The organism is Paraburkholderia ferrariae NBRC 106233, from assembly GCF_000685035.1.
Classification (GTDB): domain Bacteria; phylum Pseudomonadota; class Gammaproteobacteria; order Burkholderiales; family Burkholderiaceae; genus Paraburkholderia; species Paraburkholderia ferrariae.
In genome coordinates, this window is sequence record NZ_BAYB01000011.1 from 295,062 (window position 1) to 317,611 (window position 22,550).

The 22,550-nt window shown below is 67.0% G+C and carries 18 protein-coding genes and 1 pseudogene; 5 read left to right on the top strand and 14 right to left on the bottom strand.

Annotated elements, in window-relative coordinates; all coding sequences use genetic code 11:
- Positions 1-5: 5 nt before the first annotated feature.
- From BFE01S_RS13680 to BFE01S_RS38530, 9 genes and pseudogenes are all read right to left on the bottom strand, one after another.
- A complete protein-coding gene (locus BFE01S_RS13680) occupies positions 6-1,199 on the bottom strand; it encodes a pyridoxal phosphate-dependent aminotransferase (RefSeq protein WP_028225999.1) in 1,194 nt (397 codons plus the stop codon).
- A gap of 147 nt (positions 1,200-1,346) precedes the next feature.
- Positions 1,347-1,781, bottom strand: coding sequence for a transcription antitermination factor NusB (nusB, locus tag BFE01S_RS13685; RefSeq protein ID WP_028226000.1), 435 nt, complete (start codon positions 1,779-1,781; stop codon positions 1,347-1,349).
- Entirely contained in the window at positions 1,778-2,296 is a 519-nt protein-coding gene (gene ribH, locus BFE01S_RS13690; RefSeq protein ID WP_028226001.1) for a 6,7-dimethyl-8-ribityllumazine synthase, read from the bottom strand. The genes nusB and ribH overlap by 4 nt, the downstream gene beginning before the upstream one ends.
- Before the next feature lie 77 nt (positions 2,297-2,373).
- Positions 2,374-3,540 (bottom strand): bifunctional 3,4-dihydroxy-2-butanone-4-phosphate synthase/GTP cyclohydrolase II, encoded by a 1,167-nt coding sequence (gene ribBA / locus BFE01S_RS13695; protein ID WP_028226002.1) that lies wholly within the window; start codon positions 3,538-3,540, stop codon positions 2,374-2,376.
- 118 nt (positions 3,541-3,658) lie between these two features.
- On the bottom strand, positions 3,659-5,488 hold the full coding sequence (locus BFE01S_RS38525) for an ABC transporter ATP-binding protein (RefSeq protein WP_042337622.1): 1,830 nt from the start codon (positions 5,486-5,488) through the stop codon (positions 3,659-3,661).
- Positions 5,489-5,876: 388 nt separating this feature from the next.
- Positions 5,877-5,975 (bottom strand): annotated as a pseudogene (locus tag BFE01S_RS45800) (riboflavin synthase); the annotation flags it as partial.
- A gap of 55 nt (positions 5,976-6,030) precedes the next feature.
- Positions 6,031-7,164 carry a bifunctional diaminohydroxyphosphoribosylaminopyrimidine deaminase/5-amino-6-(5-phosphoribosylamino)uracil reductase RibD gene (gene ribD, locus BFE01S_RS13705; protein WP_028226003.1) on the bottom strand — a complete coding sequence of 378 codons (1,134 nt, stop codon included), beginning with the start codon at positions 7,162-7,164 and terminating at the stop codon, positions 6,031-6,033.
- Positions 7,165-7,272: 108 nt separating this feature from the next.
- A complete protein-coding gene (gene hemL / locus BFE01S_RS13710) occupies positions 7,273-8,571 on the bottom strand; it encodes a glutamate-1-semialdehyde 2,1-aminomutase (RefSeq protein WP_028226004.1) in 1,299 nt (432 codons plus the stop codon).
- A gap of 210 nt (positions 8,572-8,781) precedes the next feature.
- On the bottom strand, positions 8,782-9,411 hold the full coding sequence (locus tag BFE01S_RS38530) for a hypothetical protein (protein WP_042337623.1): 630 nt from the start codon (positions 9,409-9,411) through the stop codon (positions 8,782-8,784).
- Positions 9,412-9,635: 224 nt separating this feature from the next.
- On the opposite strand from BFE01S_RS38530, the gene BFE01S_RS13720 reads away from it, so the two are divergent.
- Positions 9,636-10,871: a Bcr/CflA family multidrug efflux MFS transporter gene (locus BFE01S_RS13720; RefSeq protein ID WP_028226005.1), complete on the top strand. Its 1,236-nt coding sequence runs from the start codon at positions 9,636-9,638 to the stop codon at positions 10,869-10,871.
- A gap of 124 nt (positions 10,872-10,995) precedes the next feature.
- On the opposite strand, the gene BFE01S_RS13725 is transcribed toward BFE01S_RS13720, so the two are convergent.
- The 3 genes from BFE01S_RS13725 to zwf all read right to left on the bottom strand — a co-directional run bounded on the left by BFE01S_RS13725 (position 10,996) and on the right by zwf (position 15,153).
- Complete coding sequence (locus BFE01S_RS13725; protein ID WP_028226006.1) at positions 10,996-12,912, bottom strand: bifunctional transcriptional regulator/glucokinase; 1,917 nt, start codon at positions 12,910-12,912, stop codon at positions 10,996-10,998.
- Entirely contained in the window at positions 12,893-13,594 is a 702-nt protein-coding gene (gene pgl, locus BFE01S_RS13730) for a 6-phosphogluconolactonase (protein ID WP_028226007.1), read from the bottom strand. The genes BFE01S_RS13725 and pgl overlap by 20 nt, the downstream gene beginning before the upstream one ends.
- 98 nt (positions 13,595-13,692) lie before the next feature.
- The gene (zwf, locus tag BFE01S_RS13735; protein WP_028226008.1) at positions 13,693-15,153 is read right to left on the bottom strand and encodes a glucose-6-phosphate dehydrogenase; all 1,461 of its coding nucleotides are present in this window, start codon (positions 15,151-15,153) and stop codon (positions 13,693-13,695) included.
- Between the two features lie 573 nt (positions 15,154-15,726).
- Here zwf and BFE01S_RS13740 point away from each other — a divergent pair.
- From BFE01S_RS13740 to BFE01S_RS13755, 4 genes are all read left to right on the top strand, one after another.
- Positions 15,727-16,974 (top strand): ABC transporter substrate-binding protein, encoded by a 1,248-nt coding sequence (locus BFE01S_RS13740; protein ID WP_028226009.1) that lies wholly within the window; start codon positions 15,727-15,729, stop codon positions 16,972-16,974.
- Between the two features lie 169 nt (positions 16,975-17,143).
- Entirely contained in the window at positions 17,144-18,085 is a 942-nt protein-coding gene (locus BFE01S_RS13745) for a carbohydrate ABC transporter permease (protein WP_028226010.1), read from the top strand.
- Complete coding sequence (locus tag BFE01S_RS13750; protein ID WP_028226011.1) at positions 18,075-18,932, top strand: carbohydrate ABC transporter permease; 858 nt, start codon at positions 18,075-18,077, stop codon at positions 18,930-18,932. Before BFE01S_RS13745 ends, BFE01S_RS13750 begins: the two co-directional genes overlap by 11 nt.
- Before the next feature lie 30 nt (positions 18,933-18,962).
- Positions 18,963-20,081 carry an ABC transporter ATP-binding protein gene (locus BFE01S_RS13755; RefSeq protein WP_028226012.1) on the top strand — a complete coding sequence of 373 codons (1,119 nt, stop codon included), beginning with the start codon at positions 18,963-18,965 and terminating at the stop codon, positions 20,079-20,081.
- A 169-nt stretch (positions 20,082-20,250) separates the two neighbouring features.
- On the opposite strand, the gene BFE01S_RS38535 is transcribed toward BFE01S_RS13755, so the two are convergent.
- Positions 20,251-21,039, bottom strand: coding sequence for a Smr/MutS family protein (locus tag BFE01S_RS38535; RefSeq protein ID WP_042337624.1), 789 nt, complete (start codon positions 21,037-21,039; stop codon positions 20,251-20,253).
- A 255-nt stretch (positions 21,040-21,294) separates the two neighbouring features.
- A complete protein-coding gene (gene trxB, locus BFE01S_RS13765; protein WP_028226013.1) occupies positions 21,295-22,290 on the bottom strand; it encodes a thioredoxin-disulfide reductase in 996 nt (331 codons plus the stop codon).
- Between the last annotated feature and the right edge of the window lie 260 nt (positions 22,291-22,550).

Below are 22,550 nucleotides of genomic sequence, written 5' to 3' on the forward strand. Positions count from 1 at the left end.
ACGCGCTAGCGGCCGAAAAAACCGCGCAGCCGCTCGACTGCTTCCTCCAGCCGTTCGTACGCCGTGGCGTAGGACAGCCGCACGTATCGATGCGGCGCCGCGCTGCCGAAATCCATGCCCGGCACCATGACCGTCCCGGCGTCGTGCAGCATCGCGCGGGTCAGCGCGTCGCTGTCGCCGGCGCTGGGGTGCGCGACGTTCGTGCAGTCGGCGTAGACGTAGAACGCGCCGTCGGGCATGACCGGCACGCGAAAACCCAGCGATTCGAGCGCGGGGGCGATGAAGTCGCGCCGGCGCTGGAATTCGAGCCGGCGCGATTCGTAGATCGCGAGCGTGTCCGGCTCGAAGCACGCCAGCGCCGCATGCTGCGCGAGGGCCGACGCGCAGATGAAGAGGTTCTGCGCAAGCTTCTCGAACGCGCCAACGAGGCCGGGCGGCACGACCAGCCAGCCCAGACGCCAGCCCGTCATGGTGAAGTACTTCGAGAAGCTGTTGACGGTCACGACATCGTCGCCGAACGACAGCGCCGAAACGGGCCGCGCGCCGTAGCTCAGGCCCTGGTAGATTTCGTCGACGATCGTGAAGCCCCCGCGTGCCCGCACGGCCTGCACGATGCGCCCGAGCTCGTCGGGCTCGATCGAGGTGCCGGTGGGATTCGACGGCGAGGCGAGCAGCACGCCGCGCGTGCGCGGCGTCCAGAGCCGTTCGACGTCGGCGGCCGTGAGCTGGAAGCGCGCCTCGGGGCCGCTCGGCACGAGCACCGGCTTGCCTTCGGCCGCCGCCACGAAGTGGCGGTTGCAGGGATAGCACGGGTCGGGCATCAGCACTTCGTCGTCGCGATCGACGAGCGCCGTGCAGGCGAGCAGCAGCGCCGCGGAAGCGCCCGCCGTCACCACGACGCGCGCCGGATCGATGGCGAGGCCGTACGCATCGCGATAATGACCGGCGATGGCTTCGCGCAGCGCGTGAATGCCGAGCGCGTTGGTGTACTGGGTGACCCCGCGGCGCAGGGCGGCTGCGGCGGCCTCGACCACGGGTTCCGGCGCCGTGAAGTCCGGCTGGCCGATGCCCATGTGAATGATGTCGCGCCCGGCGCGTTCGAGTTTTGCCGCTTCCTTGGCCAGTTCCATGACATAGAACGGCTGGATGGCATCGACGCGCGCGGCAAGCCGCAGGAGCGGTTCGGCAACGGTGTTCATGCGGGTGATTCCGGTTCTTTCGTGCCGGGGAGGCCGGCCAGGTCCAGAGCGCCTTGGGGTGTTTCCCGGCGCGCGGACCGCGTTACGACAACAGATTCGCGCGGCGGCGGGAGGCGCGCACGCGGCGCTTCCCGGCCGCCCCGGCCATCACGACTTGCGCGCGGACTGGATTTCCGTGGCGCGCAGTTGCACCGCGAGCTTGTCCAGCACGCCGTTGACGTACTTGTAGCCGTCCGAGCCGCCGAAGGTCTTCGCCAGCTCCACCGCCTCGTTGATCACGACGCGGTAGGGGATGTCGACGTGGTGCGTGAGCTCGTAGGTCGCCACCAGCAGCACCGCGCGCTCGACGGGCGAAAGCTGCTCGATGGGCCGGTCGAGGCAGGGCGCGATGGCGGCCGAAAGCGTGTCGGCATCGCGGATCACGCCATGCAGGATGGCGTCCAGATGCTCGTGGTCGGCCTTGTCGTAGCCCTGCGAACCGCGCAGTTGCGCGTCGATTTCGCCGGCGGGCACGCCCGACAGCAGCCACTGATACAACCCCTGCGTGGCCAGTTCGCGGGAGCGGCGGCGCGCGCTCTTCATTGCTGTTCCTCTTCGTCTTCCTCGTCTTCGTCCTCGTCGTCGTCGCCGCCGTCGAGTTGCTCCAGCGCCACCGTGAGGTTGGCCATTTCGACGGCGACGCGCGCCGCGTCACGACCCTTTTCGGTCATGCGCGCGACGGCCTGCTCGTCGTTTTCCGTCGTCAGCACGGCGTTGGCGACCGGCACGCCGAAGTCGAGCGCGATGCGCGAGATGCCCGCGCCGCTTTCGTTCGAGACGAGTTCGAAGTGATAGGTCTCGCCGCGCACGACCGCGCCGAGCGCGATCAGCGCGTCGAACTGGCCGCTTTCGGCGAGCTTTTGCAGCGCGAGCGGGATTTCCAGCGCGCCCGGCACGGTGACGAGCAGCACGTCTTCGCCCGTCACGCCAAGGCGTTCGAGCTCTTCGATGCACGCGTCGGCGAGGCCGTTGCAGACCGGTTCGTTAAAGCGCGACTGGACGATGCCGATGCGCAGTCCGTCGCCGTCGAGGTTCGGTTGGTATTGTCCGATTTCCATGTGGTATCCGTTGGTTCGGTTAAGCGTTGTGACGCGTGTTGAGCGGGTGCGGCCGCGGCCGGTGAGGGCGTGGCCGCTCAGGCGCGCGTGGCGGCGCGCTCGGCGGTTTCGGGCGGGCAGGGCGCCTCGGTGCTGCTGCCCGGCATCGGCACGAAGCCGGTGACTTCGAGCCCATAGCCCGACATGCTGCCGAGGCGGCGGGGTTTCGACAACACCTGCATGCGTCCCACGCCAAGTTCGCGCAGGATCTGCGCGCCGATGCCGTAGGTCTTGAAATCGACCGGGCGGCGCGCGAGCGCCTCGGCGCGCTCCTTCTGGTCGAATGCCTTGAAGACGTCGATCAGATGTTCCTTCGTGTCGCCGCAGTTGAGCATGACGATCACGCCGAGGTCGCGCCCGGCGATTTCGCGCAGGGCGGCGTCGAGCGTCCACGAGTGCGTGGACGCGCCCGTTTCGAGCAGATCCAGCACCGAAAGCGGCTCGTGCACGCGCACCGGCGTGTCGCGCTCGGGCGTGGGCGTGCCGCGTACGAGCGCGATGTGCGGCGTGCGCGAGGGGTGATCGACGTACATGATCGCGCGGAACGTGCCGTGCGCCGTCTGCATGGTGCGCTCCGCCACGCGTTCCACGATCGACTCGGTGCGGCTGCGGTAGTGGATCAGATCGGCGATCGTGCCGATCTTCAGGTTGTGCTCCTGCGCGAACTCGATGAGGTCGGGCAGGCGCGCCATCGTGCCGTCGTCCTTGATGACCTCGCAGATCACCGCGGCCGGCGTGAGGCCCGCGAGCGCCGTGAAGTCGCAGCCCGCCTCGGTGTGGCCCGCGCGCACGAGCACCCCGCCCGGCTGCGCCATGATCGGGAACACGTGGCCCGGCTGCACGATGTGCTCGGCGCGCGCGTCGTGCGCGACGGCCGTCTGGATCGTGCGGGCGCGGTCGGCGGCGGAAATGCCGGTCGTCACGCCTTCGGCCGCCTCGATGCTCACCGTGAACGCCGTGCCGTACTGCGTGCCGTTGCGGTAGGTCATGAGCGGCAGGTTGAGCTGCTTGCAGCGTTCCTGGGTGAGCGTCAGGCAGATCAGGCCCCGACCGTATTTCGCCATGAAGTTGATCGCTTCGGGCGTGACGAATTCCGCCGCGATGACGAGGTCGCCCTCGTTCTCCCGGTCTTCTTCGTCGACGAGGATCACCATCCGGCCGGCCTTGAGCTCGGCGATGATCTCGGGGGTGGTGGCGAGGGTCATGTTGGGATCTTTTTGGGAAAGCGCATATTTTACGCCACGCGGGCGGCCAAGTCGCCGTCGGCGGGGCCGGGGGCTGGCGGGACCGCCTGAATAGCTTCCAAGCGTGCCCGCCAGAGCATCAGCGCAGCACGACGTCGTCCGAGAGGCCCTTCGTCAGTTCGAGCGCCTGGCGCTCGAAAAGCCGGCGATACAGCCCGTTCGGGCGGCGCACGAGGGCGTCGTGGGTGCCTTCTTCCACCACCCGGCCGCGATCGAGCACCAGCAGCCGGTCGAGCGCGCGCACCGTCGAAAGCCGGTGCGCAACGACCACCGTCGTGCGGCCCACCATCAGCCGCTCCATCGCCTCCTGGATCAGCACCTCGCTCTCGCTGTCGAGGCTCGAGGTGGCTTCGTCGAAGATCAGGATCGGCGCGTTGGCGAGGAACGCCCGGGCAATCGCGACGCGCTGGCGCTCGCCGCCCGAGAGCTTCACGCCGCGCTCGCCCACGAGCGTGTCGTAGCCGTGCGGCAGCGCGTCGATGAAATCGTGCGCACTGGCCAGCTTCGCCGCGCGCTCGATCTCGGCATGCGTCGCGCCGGGCCGCGCATAGGCGATGTTCTCCGCGAGCGAGCGGTGGAACAGCACCGGCTCCTGCTGCACGATGGCGATCTGCGAGCGCAACGAGGCCTGCTGCACGAGCGCGATGTCCTGCCCGTCGATCGTGATACGGCCGCCGGACACGTCGTACAGGCGCTGGATCAGCTTGATCAGCGTGGTCTTGCCCGAGCCCGAATGGCCGACGAGCCCCACACGCTCGCCGGGCTTGATGCGCAGCGTGAGATTCTCGTACAGCGGCCGCTCGATCGTGCCGTAGTGGAACGTCATGTTCTCGAAGCGGATGTCGCCGCGATCGACCACGATGGGCGGGGCGCCGGCCTTGTCGTCGATGCCGAGCGGCTGCGTATCGAGCATCACGAGCTCTTCCATGTCGTTGACCGAGCGCTGCAGGTTGCGCACATGCATTCCCACATCGCGCAGATAGCCTTTCAACAGGAAGAACAGCGTGAGCGCGAACGTGATGTCGCCTATGCTCGCGAGGCCGCGCGCCCAGAGGATCAGCGCCGACCCGAGGATGGCCGCCTGCATCACGACGAGCAGCACGCCCTGCACGCCGCCGTTGAACGTGCCGCGCCGCCACGTGCGCCGCGTGCGGCTGTCCCACTTCGAGACCACGCGCGCGAGCCGCGCTTCTTCGCGCGTTTCCGCGCCGAACGCCTTCACGACGGCGTTGCAGGAGATCGCGTCGGCCAGGGCGCCGCCCATCTTCGTGTCCCAGGCATTCGCGAGCCGCGCCGAAGGGGCGACATAGAAGAGCGACAGCGACACCGTGATGGCGAGATAGAGCAGCGAGCCCAGCCCGACGACGAGCCCCATCACGTGCCAGTGCAGCCCGAGCAGGACGGTGGAGCCCACCAGCATCACGAGCGACGGGAAGAGCGCGACCAGCAGCGTGTCGTTGAGCAGGTCGAGCGCCCACATGCCGCGCGTGATCTTGCGCACGGTGGAGCCCGCGAAGCTGTTGGCGTGCCAGTCGGTGGAGAAGCGCTGCACGCGATGAAACGCCTGCGTGGCGATCTCGCTCATCATCTTCAGCGTGAGCACGATGATGTTCTGGAACGCCGCCTGGCGCATGAGCGTGCCGGCGAGCCCGAGCGCGGTGAGCATCCAGAACGCCCAGACGGCTGCGTGCCAGGCGACCTCGCTGCCGCTGGCGGCGTCGCGCGCGAGCGCATCGACGAGTTCGCCGGCGTAGTGCGGCGTGAGCACGTCGGCGAGCGCGCCGAACAGCGCGGCGAGTGCGATGGCGAGTACGCGCACGGGCTGGCGCGTCCAGTGCCGCCAGGTGAAGCCGAGCACGTCGCGGAACGTACGTCCGCCGGAATCGGTGTTTGCTTTTTGGTCGGTCATGGGAGCGTGCTTCGGGCTTTGCGCCCGAAGACTTGATGAAAATTGGCAATGGAAAACGAACCCGTGCGTCGCGGCGGCAGCCGGACGCCCTAATTCGAATTCACGGAGATGCTGCGCGGCAAAAAGGAGGCCGCGCGGAGCGCGCTTGCGCTAACCTCGGCGCGGAAGTCGCGGCGAACCCGATTGCACCCGAGGCATTGGCATGCCGGCGGCGATTTGAGCGTTCTTTACCATCTCAGCCTCCTCGGAAAATCGGGTGAAGGGGAAGGGCGCCGCTCGTGTCGGCACCCGTATGAAGATTCTGCCGATTCTAGCAGCGTCCGGAGGTTCGTGCTTGCGGCGTTGGGGGATGTGACGGAAAGGAGACGGCGGGGAGGGGGCCAGGGCTGCCCGCGTCCACGCTCAGGCGCCCGCCCGCATCGGCGCTGCTGCCGAGCGGCGCGATCGAGGCGATGCGGCCCACCGCCGCGACGATTCCGGCAAACATCGTGCTGTTCCTCGTGTTCGATGGGGTTGATCGGATCGCCGCTCGCCGCGCCGGTTCAGGGCGTATCCGTTTGCGCTTCCTCCGCGCGCTCGATGCGCGCGAGGATGCGCAGGTCGTCGCCGATACGATCGACCGCGTGAAAATTCAGGCGCGTGCGCGCATCGAGCGAGGCCGGCGCGGCAATGTCGATCATGCCGAGCGCGTTGGTGCCGAGGAGCGAGGGCGCCACGTACAGCAGCAGTTCGTCCACGCAGCCTTCGCGCAGGAGCGAGCCGTTGAGCTTGTAGCCCGCTTCCACGTGCAGTTCGTTCACGCCGCGCGCGGCGAGTTCGCCGAGCATCGCGGGCAGATCGACCTTGCCCTGCGCGTTGCCGAGCGCGACAAGCTCGGCGCCGCGCGCGCGCAGGGTTTCGGCGCGCTCGGCGTTGTGTTCGTCGAGCGAAGCGCAGAACACGAGCGTCGGCGCGCCGACGAGAATCTGCGCGAGCGGCGACACGCCGAGCCGGCTGTCCACCAGCACGCGTTTGGGCTGGCGCGGCGTATCGACGGCCCGCACGGTCATGCGCGGGTCGTCTTCCTTCACGGTGCCGATGCCGGTGAGGATCGCCGAGGCGCGCGCGCGCCAGGCGTGGCCGTCCGCGCGGGCCGCTTCGCCGGTGATCCACTGGCTTTCGCCCGAGGGCAGGCCGGTGCGGCCGTCGAGCGACGCCGCGATCTTCATGCGCACCCACGGGCGCTTGCGCACCATGCGCGAGACGAAGCCGATGTTCAGTTCGCGCGCCTCGTTGGCGAGCAAGCCGCAGCGCACGTCGATGCCCGCGTCGCGCAGCATGCCGAGGCCGCGCCCCGAAACGAGCGGATTCGGGTCCTCCATTGCCGCGATCACGCGCGCGACTTTCGCTTCGATCAGCGCGTTCGCGCACGGCGGCGTGCGGCCGAAGTGGCTGCACGGTTCGAGCGTGACATAGGCCGTCGCGCCGCGCAGGTCGTTGCCGCGCGCGCGGGCGTTTTTCATCGCCTGGATTTCGGCGTGATCCTGGCCGGCCGGCTGCGTATAGCCTTCGCCGATGATCTCGCCGTCCTTCACCAGTACGCAGCCGACGCGCGGATTCGGGTCGGTCGTGTAGAGGCCGCGCGCCGCGAGGGCGAGCGCGCGTTCCATATGGAGGAAATCGGTTTGCGAGAACATCGTCGTGCTTTCTCCGCGGCGGCGGGTCGGGGGCGCCGGGCGTCGCGCGCCCGGCGAGGTCGTGGTATGCGCTTTTGCGTGGCGGGCTGTGCCGTGCTTCGCTGAGGATCAGCTCGCGAAGGCGCGGCGCGCGGCGGCGATCGTTTCGTCGATGATCGCGTCGTCGTGCGCGCTCGACACGAAGCCTGCCTCGTAAGCCGACGGCGCGAAGTACACGCCCGCATCCAGCATCTGATGGAAGAAGCGGTTAAAGCGCGCGATGTCGCTCTTCGTGACTTCGGCGAAGCTCGCGGGGATTTTATCGGCGAAGTAGAGGCCGAACATGCCGCCCACCGAATCCGCCACGAACGGCACCTGCGCTTCGCGCGCCGCGGCGCTCAGTCCTTGCGCGAGGCGCGCCGTTTGCGCCGCAAGTTTCTCGTAGAAGCCGGGCGCCTGGATCAGCTGCAGCGTCTTGAGCCCGGCCGCGACCGCTACCGGGTTGCCCGAGAGCGTGCCCGCCTGGTACACGGTGCCGTTGGGCGCGAGGTGGTCCATGATCTCGCGGCGCCCGCCGAATGCTGCCGCGGGCATGCCGCCGCCGATCACCTTGCCGAGGCACACCATGTCCGCCTCCACGCCATAGAGCGCCTGCGCGCCCTTCAGGCCCACGCGGAAGCCGCACATCACTTCGTCGAAGATCAGCACGGCGCCGTGCTTCGTGCAGAGGCTGCGCAATGCGCCGATGAATTCGGGCGAGCCCTTCACGAGGTTCATGTTGCCTGCCACCGGCTCGACGATCACGGCGCCGATCTCGTCGCCGAACGCCTTGAACGCTTCCTCGAGCGCGGCCACGTTGTTGTACTCGAGCACGGTGGTGTGTTTGGCGATATCGACGGGCACGCCCGCCGAAGTCGGATTGCCGAACGTGAGCAGGCCGGAGCCCGCCTTCACGAGCAGGCTGTCGGCGTGGCCGTGATAGCAGCCCTCGAACTTCACGATGCGGTCGCGCTTCGTGTAGCCGCGCGCGAGACGCAGCGCGCTCATGGTGGCTTCGGTGCCGCTCGACACCATGCGCACCTGCTCCATCGACGGGACGATCTTGCAGATTTCCTCGGCGATTTCGATTTCGGCCTCGGTCGGCGCGCCGAACGAGAAGCCCTTGTGCAGCACGCGCTCGACGGCTTCGAGCACTTCGGGATGGACGTGGCCGACGATCATCGGGCCCCAGGAGCCGATGTAGTCGATGTAGCGCTGGCCGTCGGCGTCCCAGAAGTACGGTCCTTGCGCGCGCTCGATGAAGCGCGGCGTGCCGCCCACGGAGCGGAACGCCCGCACGGGCGAATTCACGCCGCCGGGAATGGTGCGCTGCGCGCGTTCGAAGAGGGCCTCGTTCCGGGACGGCGTGCTGGACTGGGTGTTGGACATGGGTGCTGGACCTGCGTGAGCGCTGCGTAAAGGGTATGGGGTATGGCGCGCGGCCTGGAATGCGGGCGCGGCGTAGGGAAGATCTGCTGAAATTGTACCGGACTCGCGACGAGGGAGCCGGTCGCGCCGGCTGGGCTATACCGTACCGGTGCGGAGCGTGGCCGGCCCCGCGCGAGTCCTCTGCCGGCGGGGCTCGCGCAGTAACGGCGGCTATTTCCGGCGGCCGGCGGTGGCCTTGCCCGGCGCAGGGTCTTTCGTGCGGGGGCGCCTGCGCGGAGGGCTTGCCAGCCCGGGTGCGGCATCGGGCCGCGTTTCGGCTGCCGCCGCCGCGCTATCGGCATCCGGAGGCAGTGCCGCGAGCGGCAGGGGCAGGGGCAGGGGTACGGGTAGCGGCGGCGCCGGCCGGCGCCCGGTCAGTTCTGCCCAGCGCTTTTCCAGCGCACCTTGCGCCATCGGCTTGATGACGGTGCCCGAGCTCTGCGCATCCCATGTTTGCACCGAGAACGGATGCACGCGCAGCGCGTCGCGGCCTATCACGACCTCGCGGTTCGCATCGACGAGCCAGTCGTAGACGAAGTCGATGCACAGCCGGTAGCCGCGCTTGTAGGCGGGATCGGGCACCTCGTAGGGCGCGCGGGTCACGTAGCCCGAGCCGAACAGCCCGCGCGGTTCGGACGCGACCCGATGCACGAACACGCGGTCGCCCGGCAGGATGCCGCGGGCGAAGCCGCAGCCCCAGGTGTCGGCGACGGCAACACCCGCTTGCACGCGTTGCGCGAGCTCGGGCAGTTCGGGCCAGGGCCACTTCTTGGGGCTCCAGATGAGCAGGAAGGCGGGCATCGTTCGCGGTGGCTGAAAAGAAGGTCGGAAGGGGGCAGCGAAAAGCGGGCAGCTTACCGCGAAGCCGGCCGGTGCGGCATCGCCTGCGTCGCTTGCGACATCGTGGCGTTTTTAAGCGTCGGGTACAATTGTTAGCTTCGACGCCGCTTTGCGCCATCCGCGCGGCGCGCCTATAACCGATGCAGCCGCGGCGTACCGCCCGCGGCCCGCTCCCGCGCCTGTCCATGCCTCATTCCACCCGCCGCCGGCCCGACCTCCGGCTGATCCTGTTGCTCGGCGCACTCGCGGCCTGCGGCCCGCTCGCGACGGACATGTACTTGCCGAGCCTGCCGGGCATCGCCCAGGCGTTCGGCGTCTCCACCGCGGCCGCGGCCGCGACGCTCACGAGCTTCATGGCCGGCTTCTCGGTCGGCATGTTGTTGTACGGCCCGCTCTCCGACGCGTATGGCCGGCGCCCCGTGCTGCTCGGCGGCATTGCGCTCTTCACGGTGGCGAGCATTGCGTGCTGGCTGTCGTTCTCGGTGGGCGAACTCGTGGTCGTGCGCTTTCTGCAGGCGCTTGGCGCGGGCGCGGCTTCGGTGCTGGCGCGCGCCATTGCGCGCGACGCGCACGAGCCCTCCGACGCCGCCAAAGTGCTTTCGATGGTTGCGATCGTCACTTCGATCGGGCCGCTGCTCGCCCCGCTGATCGGCGGGCAGTTGCTGCTGATCGGCGGCTGGCGCGTGGTGTTCGTCGCGCTCACGCTCTTCGGCCTCGCCTGCGCGGTGATGGCCTGGCTGCGCGTGCCGGAGACGTGGCCGCCCGAGAAGCGCGAAAGCGCCGCCGTGCTGCGCTCGTTCGCGGCTTACGGGCGTCTGCTGCGCGACCCGCTCGTATGGGGGCACATGCTCTGCGGCGGCATGGCGTTCGCCTCGATGTTCACGTACATCTCGGCCACGCCCTTCGTCTATATCGAGTATTTCCACGTTTCGCCGCAGCACTACGGGCTCTTCTTCGGCATGAACGTCTTCGGCATCATGCTCGGCAATTTCCTGAACACGCGCTTCATCGGCCGCATGGGCACGCTGCGCATGGTGTCGATCGCCTCGAAGGTCAGCATCGTCGCTTCGTTCTTTGTCGCGCTGATGTGCGTGACGGGCTGGGGCGGGTTGTGGTCGATCGTCGCGGGGCTTTTCTTCGTGGTGAGCGTGGTGGGGCTCTTGAGCGCGAACTGCGCGACCGATCTGATGTATCGCTACCCCGTGAACGCGGGGGCGGCCGCGGCCGTGTTCGGCGCGGCCCAACTGGGCCTCGGCGCCTTTGCGAGCGCGGTGGTGGGGTGGTTTCCGGGCGTCTCGCCGCTCGGCATGGGCTGCACGATCGGCGTGTGCGGCGCGATGACGTGGGTGGGGCGCAGCGTCGTCGTGAAATGGCACGGCCGGCCCGCGCCGGGGCACAAAACGCAGCCTGCTTCGACGTAAATGCGAGTCAATGCGCGTCATCTCCGATGGCAGTGCCTCGGGCGCGCCGCAGCAACGAAAATGGGACGCCGAGGCGTCCCATTGTTTTGACTGCCGTTTTGACTGCCGGCGGCGCGTGAGCCGCTCAGTCGCGCGCCGTCGATGACGCTCCGTGGCTCAGCCAGTCGAGCACGGCGGAGGCATCGTCGTCGGCATGCTCGCGCGCGCGTTCGACGGCATCGTGCATTTCGCCCTCCGACGAAGCCCGGCGGATCGCCACGCCCACCGCGAGGATGTCGATCATCAACAGGTGCAGGATGCGCGAGATCATCGAAAGCTGCGACTCGCGCATCTCGATGTGATCCGTCTCCAGCGCCACGGTCGCGCGCCGAGCGAGCGGCGTGTTGCTCGAGGTGATCGCAATGACCTGCGCGCCGGCCTGCATGGCCACGTCCAGCACGCGCAGCAGTTCGGGCGCGCGGCCCGACTTCGACACCGCCACGATCACGTCGCCCTTGCCGAGCAGCGCGGCCGAGGCCGCCTGCATGTACAGGTCGCCGTAGGCGATGGTCGGGATGCCGAAACGGAAGAACTTGTAGTGCGCGTCCTGCGCGACGATGTGCGAGTTGCCGAGACCGTAGAACTCGATGCGGCGCGCGCCGTTGAGCAGCGAGATGGCCTGCTCGACGTGCTCGAAGTTCAGATGCTCGCGCAACTGCAGGATCGCCGAGACGGTGTTGTCGAGCACCTTCGCGCCGAAGTCCGTCGCCGTGTCGCCGAGGTGCACCTGGCTGTGGCTCACGGGAATCGTGCCCGTGAGGCCCGTGGCGAGCTTGAGCTTGAAGTCCGAGAGGCCCTGGCAGCCCAGCGAGCGGCAGAAGCGGATCACCGTGGGCTGGCTCACGTCGGCCTTGCGCGCGATATCGACGATCGGGTCGTTGATGATCGAGCGCGGATGGTTCAGGGCGAGGTCGGCCACGCGGCGCTCGGCCGGCGTGAGCGCGTCGCGCATCTGGCGAATGCGCTCGAACACGGCCGAGGAGCCGCCGCCGGCGCGGTTCGCCAGTTGCTCCGCGAGGATCGCGGAAACGCCGAGGAACGCCGGATACTCGGCGGTGATGACGTAGGTGGGAATGTTCGCGAGATAGGCGTCGAAGCGGCCCTTGGCTTCGAAGCGCTGGCGGAACGACGAGCGCGTAAAGAGTTCGCCGAGGCGCGGCACCACGCCGCCGCCGATGTAGATGCCGCCGAGCGAGCCGAGCGTCATCGCGATGTTGCCCGCGAAGCTGCCGAGGATGCCGCAGAAGCACTCGACGGTTTCGAGCGCGAGCGCGTCGCCTTCGTGCGCGCGCTGGACGACGTCGGCCGTATCGAGGTTGGCGGCCACGCGCTTCTTGTCGCGCGCGGCGAGCGCGCGGTAGATGATCTCCACGCCGGGGCCCGCGCACACGCGCTCGAACGAGACATGCGGCCACTTCTTGCGCGCGAACTGCAGCACGAGATCTTCGCGCTCGTCCTGGGGCGAGAAGCTTGCGTGGCCGCCTTCGCTGCCGAGCGCGATCCAGCGGTCGTCGGCGGGGATGAGGCCCGAGACGCCGAGGCCCGTGCCCGGGCCGAGCAGGCCGATCACGCTGTTCTGGCGGCGCTGGCCGCCGCCCACCTGGACGCGCTGGGCGTCGGTCAGGCCCGGCAGCGCCATGGCGAGCGCGGTGAAGTCGTTCACGACCAGCAGCGTATCGAAGCCGAGCGCGCGGCGCGTGGCTTCGATCGAGAAGGTCCAGTCGTGATTGGTCATGCGCACCTGGTCGCCATCGACCGGGTTCGCAATTGCGATTGCCGCGTGATTCACGCGGCCGATCTTCGTGTCCTTGAGATATTGCTGGATCACCTCCGCGACGCCGGGGTAGTCGGTGCACGGATAAACGCGCACCTGGCCGATCTCGCCCGGCCCGGTTTCGAGCGCAAAGCGCGCGTTGGTACCGCCGATATCGGCGAGCAGCCTCGGTCCGTCGGCGTGCTGGCCCGCGCCCGGGGCGGTTTTATTAGGCACACCAGTAGACATCGAGTCTCACTCCCTTGTCGTTCGCCAGCTTCGAAATGGCGTTGTTCTGTTCGGCCGCGGCGGCTTGTTGCAGGACTTCCAGCTTGCGCTGGCCGGCGATCAGCAGGAACAGGCGATCGACCTGGCGCAGCGCCTGCATCGACCACGAGACGCGCGCATGCGGCGCGGCCTGCGGATGGACGGCCACGAACGGGCGCGCCGTGGTGATCGCTTCGTGCCACTCGGGCGCGTCCGCGAAGATCGACGCCGTGTGGCCGTCCTCGCCCATGCCGAGCACGGCGACGTCGGGCAGGAGGCGCTGCGGGTCGGCGTTGAGCGCGGCCACGTGGGCGTCCAGCGTCTGGCTCACGTCCACGAGCGGCAGAAAGCGCGCCTGCGCCGCTTCGTTCTTCAGCAGCGTTTCATGCACGAGGCGCGCGTTGCTGGCCGGGTCCGTTTCCGGCACCCAGCGGTCGTCCACGAGCGTGATGTCGGTGCGGGCCCAGTCGAAGCGGTGCGTCGAAAGGGCTTCGAGGAAGGGGCGCGGGCTCGTGCCGCCGGAGACGGCGAGCGTCGCACGGCGCGCGCCGGTGCCCGGCGCGGCGGTTTGAGCGGCGAGCGACGCATGTAGCGCATCGCCCACGGCTCGCGCCAGCGCGTCGGATTGGACGCGCGGGTCGTCGAATACGTGAAGCTCGATCACTTCTCCTCCATGCAGCTTTTTTGTAGATATCGGTCGGTTTCCATCAATCAGTCGGTTCCGGCGCGCGCGCGAGGCGCGCATGCCGTTTCGCATCGTGTTCAGTTCTCTTCTTCGAGCCAGCAGGTGCCGTGCTGCGCGAGCATCGCACTCGATGCCGCGGGGCCCCACGTGCCGGCCGCATAGGGCTTCGGCGCGCGCGTGGAGGCGGCCCACTCGTTCAGGATCGGTTCGACCCATTTCCATGCCGCTTCCTGCTCGTCGCGGCGCACGAAGAGCGCGAGGCGCCCGTTGATCACGTCGAGCAGCAGGCGCTGATACGCCTCCATCTGGCCTTCGCGGAAGAACTGGTCGAACGCGAGATCCAGATGCACGCTCGCGAGGTTCATCCCTTCGCCGGGCTGCTTCGCGAGGCAGTAGAGGCGGATGTTCTCGTTCGGCTGCAGGCGGATCACGAGGCGGTTCGCGCCGGGGCGCAGCGCGGGCGCGCCGAGCGCCGAGTGCGGCACGGGGCGGAAATTCACGACGATTTCCGCCACGCGGTCCGCGAGCCGCTTGCCGGTGCGCAGGAAGAACGGCACGCCGGCCCAGCGCCAGTTTTCGATCTCGACCTTGAGGGCAACGAAGGTTTCGGTGCGGCTGTCGGGCTTCACGCCGGCTTCGGTCGCATAGGCCGGCACGGCCTGGCCGCGGATCACACCGGCATGATACTGGCCGCGCACCGCCACCTTGCTGATGTCGACGGCGTCGATGGGCTTGAGCGCGCGCAGCACGCGCAGCTTCTCGTCGCGCACCGAGTCTGAGTCCATCGAATGCGGCGGCTCCATCGCGACGATCGAGAGCAGTTGCAACAGGTGATTCTGCACCATGTCGCGCAGCGCGCCGGTATTGTCGTAAAAGTCGCCGCGCGCCTCGACGCCGAGTTCTTCCGCAATCGTGATCTGGATGCTCTCCACCCATTCGCGGCGCCACAGCGGCTCGAAGAGGGCGTTGCCGAAGCGCAGCGCGAGCAGGTTCTGCACCGGCTCCTTGCCGAGGTAGTGGTCGATCCGGTAGATCTGGCCTTCGCTGAAGATCTCGCCCACCGCGTCGTTGATCGCATTGGACGACTTCAGATCGTAGCCGAGCGGCTTTTCCAGCACGATGCGCGAGTTCTCGTTCAGGCCGACCGCGGCGAGCGCGCGGCAGATCGGCACGAACAGCGACGGACCCGTGGCGAGATAGAACACGCGGATGCCGGGCATCGTCTCGATGGCGTCGCGCAGCATCACGAAATCTTCGGCGCGCGAGAGATCGAGCTTCACATAGTCGATGCGCGCGAGAAAGCTCGCCCATGCGGCTTCGTCGATGCCGTTCTTCGCGACGTGCGGCCGCACGTGCTGATCGACCCACTGGATGTACTCGTCGCGGTTTTCCTCGTGACGCGTGACGCCCACGATCCGGCCCGACTCGGCCAGCATGCCTGAACGGTGCGCTTCATACAGGGCCGGCAGGATCTTGCGCATCGACAGGTCGCCGGTAGCGCCAAAGAGCACGAACGTGAAGCCCGAATCGGTCTGCAATTGCATAGTCTCCGTCACAAGTCCTGGGGAGGCCGCTGGTGGGGGTGTCGGGCGGCCGTAGTCCGATAAAATTTTTTTTGACACTGAATTGTAGTTTAACTACAATCCAAATCAAGAGGTAACGTTCATTCGATGAAAAAAGCGTGCTGCCCGGTGTCAAAAGGCGGATTGGCGCGATTTCGCGAGCGGACGGAACACCCCTCATGTTAAAGGACATTGAAATTGTCGATGCGCGAGCCGGACGGCCGTCTCGCCCGCATGAGGGGTAGCCGCGTGACGCAGGCGGCACCTCGACCTGCCGCGGGAAAAGACCAACGCGAACTTGCCCGCCGGCCGGTGAAAATCAAAAGAGGAGACAGTCACTTGCATTCCGTACCACTCATCTCTTGAGCGTCCAGCGGCCGGACACCGGCTCGCGGTTCGCGCGCGTTTCATGAAAACACGCGTGCGGCACTCCGGCGCCCGACCGTCCAGTGTTTTGCCTGTTTTTTGTGCCTGTTTTAACCACACTGCACCCTGGCGACATCAGGGGCCATCTGTTTTTACTGTTCAGGTGTCTGGAGGAGATAAGCAATGAAATTCCGAGCGATCATGGGCGCCCTGTGCGCCGCAGGTCTGATGGGCGGCGTCGTAACGGCGCAGGCAGCCGAGTCCCTCGAAGTGCTGCACTGGTGGACTTCGGGCGGCGAATCGAAGGCCGTCGGCGTGCTCAAGGACGACATGCAGAAGCAGGGCTATGTGTGGAAGGACTTCGCGGTCGCCGGTGGTGCGGGCGCGGCGGCCATGACCGCACTGAAGACCCAGGTGATTTCGGGCAACGCGCCGAGCGCCGCCCAGATCAAGGGTCCGCTGATCCAGGAATGGGCCGAGCAGGGCGTGCTGGTGCCGATCGATGCGGCCGCCACCGACTGGAAGGCCAACCTGCCGCCGCAAATCGACAAGATCATGCACGCGGACGGCCACTACGTTGCCGCGCCGTTCTCGGTGCACCGCGTGAACTGGCTGTGGATCAACAAGGCCGCGCTCGACAAGGTGGGCGGCAAGGCGCCGACCACGTGGCCGGAATTCTTCGCGCTGGCCGACAAGCTGAAGGCCGCGGGCTACCAGCCGGTCGCCGCCGGCGGCCAGCCGTGGCAGGACCTGACGCTGTGGGAAGACGTGGTCCTCTCGCAAGGCGCGGACTTCTACAAGAAGGCGCTGGTCGATCTGGACCAGAAGACCCTCACGTCGCAGCAGATGGTCGGCGTGTTCGACACGGTCCGCAAGATCGAGTCGTACATGGATAACGGCCGCACGGGCCGCGACTGGAACCTCGCCACGGCCATGGTCATCAACGGCAAGGCCGGCATGCAGTTCATGGGCGACTGGGCGAAGGGCGAGTTCGCGAACGCGAACAAGCAGCCGGGCAAGGACTATGTCTGCGCACCGGTGCCGGGCACCGCGAAGTCGTACACCTTCAACGTGGACTCGTTCGTGTTCTTCCAGCAGAAGGACCAGAAGGCGGCCACGCCTGGCCAGCTCGCGCTCGCGAAGACCATCATGAGCCCGTCGTTCCAGGAGCAGTTCAGCCTGTACAAGGGTTCGATCCCGGTCCGTCTGGGTGTGGACATGAGCAAGTTCGACGCGTGCGGCAAGCAGTCGTATGCGGATGAGCAGACCGCGATCAAGTCGGGCGGCTATGTGCCCTCGCTCGCTCACGGCATGGCTCAGCCGGATGCCACGGCAGGTGCGATCACCGACGTCGTGACGAAGTTCATGAACTCGGATCAGGACTCGAAGAGCGCAGTCGAAGCGCTCGCCAAGGCAGCAAAGACGAAGTAAGCAGGGTGAGCTCCGCGCGCGGTGCGACCGGTATTGCCGGCGCGCCGCGCGCGGCGCCCTGGGCATGACGGTTCACCCCGAACCTTTTCCCGTGCGAAACGGGCCGCCGCGGCGCTTCTCAAAGACAGCCACGGCCGGCGCCGTAACGTACCGTACCAGGAGTTGCGCAGTGACTGCTTCTCTTAGCGGCAACGGCAAGGCGGCCACGCCTGCTACGCGCCGCACGTCGCCGATGGCGGCGCTCGCAGACCGCTGGATTCCGAAGCTGGTGCTTTCGCCCAGCATTCTGATCAGCCTCGTGTTCGTCTACGGCTTCATTGCCGTCACCGGCTATATTTCGCTGTCCGATTCGCGATTGATGCCGCGCTACGATTTCGCAGGCTTCGAGCGCTACAGCGAGCTGTTCTCGAACGACGTCTGGTGGACGTCGGCGCAGAACCTCGGCTGGTTCGGCATTCCCTTTATTGCCATCTGCGTGTTTCTCGGCCTCTTTCTCGCGATCCTGCTCGATCAGCAGATTCGCCAGGAAGGCGCGCTGCGCGCGGTGTTCCTCTACCCGATGGCGCTCTCGTACATCGTGACGGGCACGGCCTGGCAGTGGATCTTCAATCCCGACCTGGGCATTCAGCAGGTGCTGCACGACTGGGGCTGGACGAGCTTCCAGCTCGGCTGGCTCAACGACCCAAACAAGGCCATCTTCTGTATCGTGGTGGCGGCTGCCTGGCAGTCCACCGGCTTTTGCATGGCGCTCTTTCTCGCCGGCCTGCGCGGCGTGGACGGCGAAATCTTCAAGGCCGCCCAGGTGGACGGTGCGACGCTGCCCACGATCTACCGCAAGATCGTGATTCCGGGCATGCGCCCCGTGTTCTTCTCGGTGCTGCTGATCCTGTGCCACATCACGATCAAGACGTTCGACCTCGTCGTCGCGCTGACGGCGGGTGGCCCGGGAACGTCGTCGTCGCTGCCGGCCATCTTCATGTACACGTTTTCGTTCAATCGCGGGCAGCTCGGAGTGGGCGCCGCCTCGTCGATGATGATGCTCGCAACCGTCGTGGCCGTGCTCGTGCCGCTGATGTACCTGGAATCGAGGAGCACGCGCAATGCAGCCTAAGATGAAGGTAAGCCGCGTGTTCATCTACGCGGTGCTGATCCTGTTCGCGTTGTACTTCCTGTTTCCGCTCTACGTGATGCTCTCGACGTCGTTCAAGACGCTCGACGAACTGCACCAGGGCAACATGCTGACGCTGCCCGCCCATCCGAGCTTCGCGCCGTGGGTGAAGGCGTGGGCGCACGCCTGTACCGGGGTTCGCTGCGACGGCATGCAGCCGTTCTTCATGAACTCGGTGAAGATGGTGATTCCCGCGGTGCTGATCTCGTCGATCATCGGCGCGTTCAACGGCTACGTGCTCACGCACTGGCGTTTTCGCGGCGCCGACGCGCTCTTCACGATGCTGCTGGTGGGCTGCTTCATCCCGTTCCAGGCGATCCTGCTGCCGATGGCGCGTCTTGAAGGTTTCTTCGGCCTCTCGAACACGATCGGCGGGCTGGTGCTCGTGCACGTGGTGTACGGCATCGCCTTCACCACCATGTTCTTCCGCAACTTCTACGTGAGCGTGCCGGCCGAACTGGTGAAGGCCGCGCGCATCGACGGCGCCGGGTTCTTCATGATCTTCACGCGCATCATGCTGCCGATCTCGCTGCCCATTTTCATGGTGTGCCTGATCTGGCAATTCACGCAGATCTGGAATGACTTCCTGTTCGGTATCGTGTTCTCGGGCGTCGATTCGATGCCGATCACGGTGGCGCTGAACAATCTCGTGAACACGTCCACGGGCGTGAAGGAATACAACGTCGATATGGCCGGCGCGATCATTGCCGCGCTGCCCACGCTGCTCGTCTACGTAATCGCCGGCCGCTACTTCGTGCGCGGTCTCACGGCTGGCGCGGTGAAGGGCTAACTTCGAAAGTTTGAGAAAAGGATTTACGGTATGGCAAGCCTTTCCATTCGCGACGTCTACAAGACTTACCCCAACGGGGTGCCGGTCCTGAAGGGCGTCAACATCGACATCGAAGATGGCCAGTTCCTGATTCTCGTCGGTGGCTCGGGCTGCGGGAAATCGACGCTGCTGAACATGATCGCCGGCCTCGAAACGGTCACCAAGGGCGAGATCTGCATGGACGGCAAGGTCGTCAACAATCTCTCGCCGAAGGACCGCGACATTGCGATGGTGTTCCAGTCGTACGCGCTCTATCCGTCGATGACGGTGCGCGAGAACATCTCGTTCGGCCTGAACATCCGCAAGGTGCCGAAGACCGAGCAGGCGCAGATCGTCGATCGCGTGTCGAGCATGCTGCAGATCCAGCACCTGCTCGACCGCAAGCCGGGCCAGCTTTCGGGCGGCCAGCGCCAGCGCGTCGCGATGGGCCGCGCGCTCGCGCGCGATCCGATCATGTTCCTGTTCGACGAGCCGCTCTCGAACCTCGACGCGAAGCTGCGCATCGAGATGCGCTCCGAAATCAAGCTGCTGCATCAGCGTGTGGGCAAGACGATCGTCTATGTGACGCATGACCAGATCGAGGCCATGACGCTCGGCGACCGCATCGCCGTGATGAAGGACGGCATCGTCCAGCAGTTCGGCGCGCCGCAGGACATCTACGATTCGCCGTCGAACCTGTTCGTGGCGGGCTTCATCGGCGCGCCGCCGATGAACTTCATCAACGGCAAGCTGGTGGAGCAGGGCTCGGGCGTGGGTCTCGAACTCGACACGGGCGTGGCGCGCAACGTGCTGAACCTGCCGTTCGACGCGAACAAGCTGCGCGGCCATATCGGCCAGGAAGTGGTGCTGGGCCTGCGCCCGGAGCGCATCACCGACGCGCGCAGCTCGCACGACGGCCATGGCCACGAACTGCAGCGCCACACGGTGAAGGTGGACGTGATCGAGCCGACCGGTCCGGACACGCTCGTGTTCGCGCAGGTCAATGGCAAGCGCGTGGTGAGCCGCGTGCACCCGGGCGCGAACCCGCAGCCGCTGAACAACATGGAACTGCTGTTCGACGTGTCGAAGGCCGTGCTGTTCGATCCGAAGACGGAAGCACGGATTGCCTGAGCGGGCCGAACGGCCTGAATGACGCAGCGCCGTATCGAACGAAAAGCCTCACGTGCGGGAAGCACGCGAGGCTTTTTTGTTGCGCGCGGTGAAGCGGGGAGGGCGCACGCATGTTGGCCCCGGCAAGGTTGTCAGCGTTGAAGAAGCCGCCGACCCTTACCGGGCGTCCCTAGCGCTCCACGTGCGGATGATGCTGATGGTGCCCGGGCGCATGCGGCTGCAGCAGCACGAGCACCGCACCCGCGCCGCCGTCGTGCGCCCGCGCCTGGCAAAACGCGATGACCTCTTCCTTCTGCACGAGCCACGCGCGCACCTTGCCCTTCAAGACCGGCTCCTTGCCAACCGAGCCGAGCCCCTTGCCGTGTATCACGCGCACGCAGCGCAGGCCGCGCTTGCCGGCTTCGCGGATAAACGCCTGCAGCGCCTCGCGCGCTTCTTCCCGGCGCATGCCGTGCAGGTCGAGCTGCGCCTGGACGATCCACATGCCGCGCCGCAGCTTCTTCACGACCTCGGCGCTGACGCCGGGGCGGTGGAAGTAGAGCGAGTCGTCGGTGTCGAGGAGCGTTTCCGGATCGAAGTCGTCGGAGATCGCTTCGTGCAGCACGGCCTGTTCGTCGCGCTGGGTCTGAAGCGGCAGCGGCACGGGCGGCGAGCGGCGCGCCGGCGTGCGCGGCGGTGCGCTCAACGGGGAAACGGCGCCAATCTCGCGGCGAAAGAGGTCGCTGTCGGCGGCGGCTTCCACGCGGGCGGCCTGGACGACCGCGCGTTCGCGTTCGCGCTGGCGTGTCTGCGCCTTGAGGGCGTCGCGCAGGCTCCCCAGTCCGGCGAAGCCTTCCTGGAGCTGGGCCTTGCCGCTGGTTTGGGCCGCGGAGGCGGGCGCGGCCTGGGGCGCGGGCTCCGCCTCACGCGCAGGCTTGGCGCGCCTGGGTTCGCCGGGATGAGGCACGTTCTTCGGCATGACGGAAGGCGCTGAATGGTTAAAGCGGATGAAATCGGGCAGCGCGAACGCCTGGGCCGCGCAAGCAAGCGCGTAAAAAACACAGGCGAAGCAAGAGACGCAAAAGAAAAAGGCCGCAGGCCAGTTGGCCGCGGCCCTCGTTCCGGGCTGCCCGCCGGCTGCAGTTCGCTATCTATTCTAGTCTAGCGGCCTGCAGCCCGGTCCAGCCAGGCCAAGCCTGGCCCGGCAGCGAGCCCAGGGCGGCCCGGCGGTCGATTAGCGCTCGGCTTCGGCACTCATGACGTGCGGATGGCCGATCTCGTTGATGGTCTCGAGATAGCGCTGCGCGTCGAGCGCGGCCATGCAGCCCGTGCCGGCGCTCGTAATCGCCTGGCGATAGACGTGGTCCTGCACGTCGCCCGCCGCGAACACGCCCGGCACGCTCGTGCCCGTGGCGTTGCCGCTCAGGCCGCCGTTCGTGATGATGTAGCCGTTCTTCATTTCGAGCTGGCCTTCGAAGATGTCCGTGTTCGGCTTGTGGCCGATCGCGACGAAGAGGCCCTGCAGGTCGATGTCGGCGATGGCGCCCGTCTTCACGTTCTTGATGCGGATGCCGTTCACGCCGCCTTCGTTGCCCTTGACCTCCTCCAGCACGTGATCCCACTTGATCTCGACCACGCCTTCCTTTTCCTTCTCCAGCAGGCGGTCGATCAGGATCGGCTCGGCGCGGAACTTGTCGCGGCGGTGGATCACCGTCACCTTCTTTGCGATGCCGGAAAGGTAGAGCGCCTCTTCCACGGCCGTATTGCCGCCGCCCACCACGGCGACGTGCTGGTTGCGGTAGAAGAAGCCGTCGCAGGTCGCGCACGCCGAGACGCCGCGGCCCATGTACAGCTCTTCGCTCGGCAGGCCGAGGTACTGCGCCGACGCGCCGGTGGCGATGATGAGCGAGTCGCAGGTGTATTCGGCCGAGTCGCCGATCAGGCGGATCGGCTTTTCGTCGAGCTTCGCCGTATGGATGTGATCGAACACGATTTCCGTGTTGAAGCGCTCGGCGTGCTCGAGAAAGCGCTGCATGAGCTCGGGGCCTTGCACGCCGTTCGGGTCCGCGGGCCAGTTTTCCACGTCGGTCGTGGTCATGAGCTGGCCGCCCTGGGCCAGGCCGGTGACGAGGAGCGGCGAGAGGTTCGCGCGTGCCGCATAGACGGCGGCCGTATAGCCGGCGGGGCCGGAACCGAGAATCAGGACTTTGGCGTGTTTGGTTGCAGACATGGTCGAAATCCGTGGAAAGACGCTGCGAATGACGCGTTGAAGCGGGGCCGCCCTGCGGTGCGCAGGGGCACACGCACGTAATTGGGCATCAGCGCGTAATTATAAAGGCCGGGGGCTTTTGGCGCCTCATGAAGCTTCCTCATCGCGCCGATAGCCCGGGCAGCGGCGCCGCGGTGGCGGGCGCGACGCCGGAGCGCCACTGTTGCCCGTTACCGTCATTTACATCCGGGGTCCAAACAACGCGTTTACAATAGGCCGGA

Bases quoted from the DNA above. Each gene is read 5' to 3' on its own strand.
- BFE01S_RS13680 (WP_028225999.1), bottom strand. From the start codon at position 1,199: ATGAACACCGTTGCCGAACCGCTCCTGCGGCTTGCCGCGCGCGTCGAT.
- nusB (WP_028226000.1), bottom strand. From the start codon at position 1,781: ATGAAGAGCGCGCGCCGCCGCTCCCGCGAACTGGCCACGCAGGGGTTG.
- ribH (WP_028226001.1), bottom strand. From the start codon at position 2,296: ATGGAAATCGGACAATACCAACCGAACCTCGACGGCGACGGACTGCGC.
- ribBA (WP_028226002.1), bottom strand. From the start codon at position 3,540: ATGACCCTCGCCACCACCCCCGAGATCATCGCCGAGCTCAAGGCCGGC.
- BFE01S_RS38525 (WP_042337622.1), bottom strand. From the start codon at position 5,488: ATGACCGACCAAAAAGCAAACACCGATTCCGGCGGACGTACGTTCCGC.
- ribD (WP_028226003.1), bottom strand. From the start codon at position 7,164: ATGTTCTCGCAAACCGATTTCCTCCATATGGAACGCGCGCTCGCCCTC.
- hemL (WP_028226004.1), bottom strand. From the start codon at position 8,571: ATGTCCAACACCCAGTCCAGCACGCCGTCCCGGAACGAGGCCCTCTTC.
- BFE01S_RS38530 (WP_042337623.1), bottom strand. From the start codon at position 9,411: ATGCCCGCCTTCCTGCTCATCTGGAGCCCCAAGAAGTGGCCCTGGCCC.
- BFE01S_RS13720 (WP_028226005.1), top strand. From the start codon at position 9,636: ATGCCTCATTCCACCCGCCGCCGGCCCGACCTCCGGCTGATCCTGTTG.
- BFE01S_RS13725 (WP_028226006.1), bottom strand. From the start codon at position 12,912: ATGTCTACTGGTGTGCCTAATAAAACCGCCCCGGGCGCGGGCCAGCAC.
- BFE01S_RS13740 (WP_028226009.1), top strand. From the start codon at position 15,727: ATGAAATTCCGAGCGATCATGGGCGCCCTGTGCGCCGCAGGTCTGATG.
- BFE01S_RS13750 (WP_028226011.1), top strand. From the start codon at position 18,075: ATGCAGCCTAAGATGAAGGTAAGCCGCGTGTTCATCTACGCGGTGCTG.
- BFE01S_RS13755 (WP_028226012.1), top strand. From the start codon at position 18,963: ATGGCAAGCCTTTCCATTCGCGACGTCTACAAGACTTACCCCAACGGG.
- BFE01S_RS38535 (WP_042337624.1), bottom strand. From the start codon at position 21,039: ATGCCGAAGAACGTGCCTCATCCCGGCGAACCCAGGCGCGCCAAGCCT.
- trxB (WP_028226013.1), bottom strand. From the start codon at position 22,290: ATGTCTGCAACCAAACACGCCAAAGTCCTGATTCTCGGTTCCGGCCCC.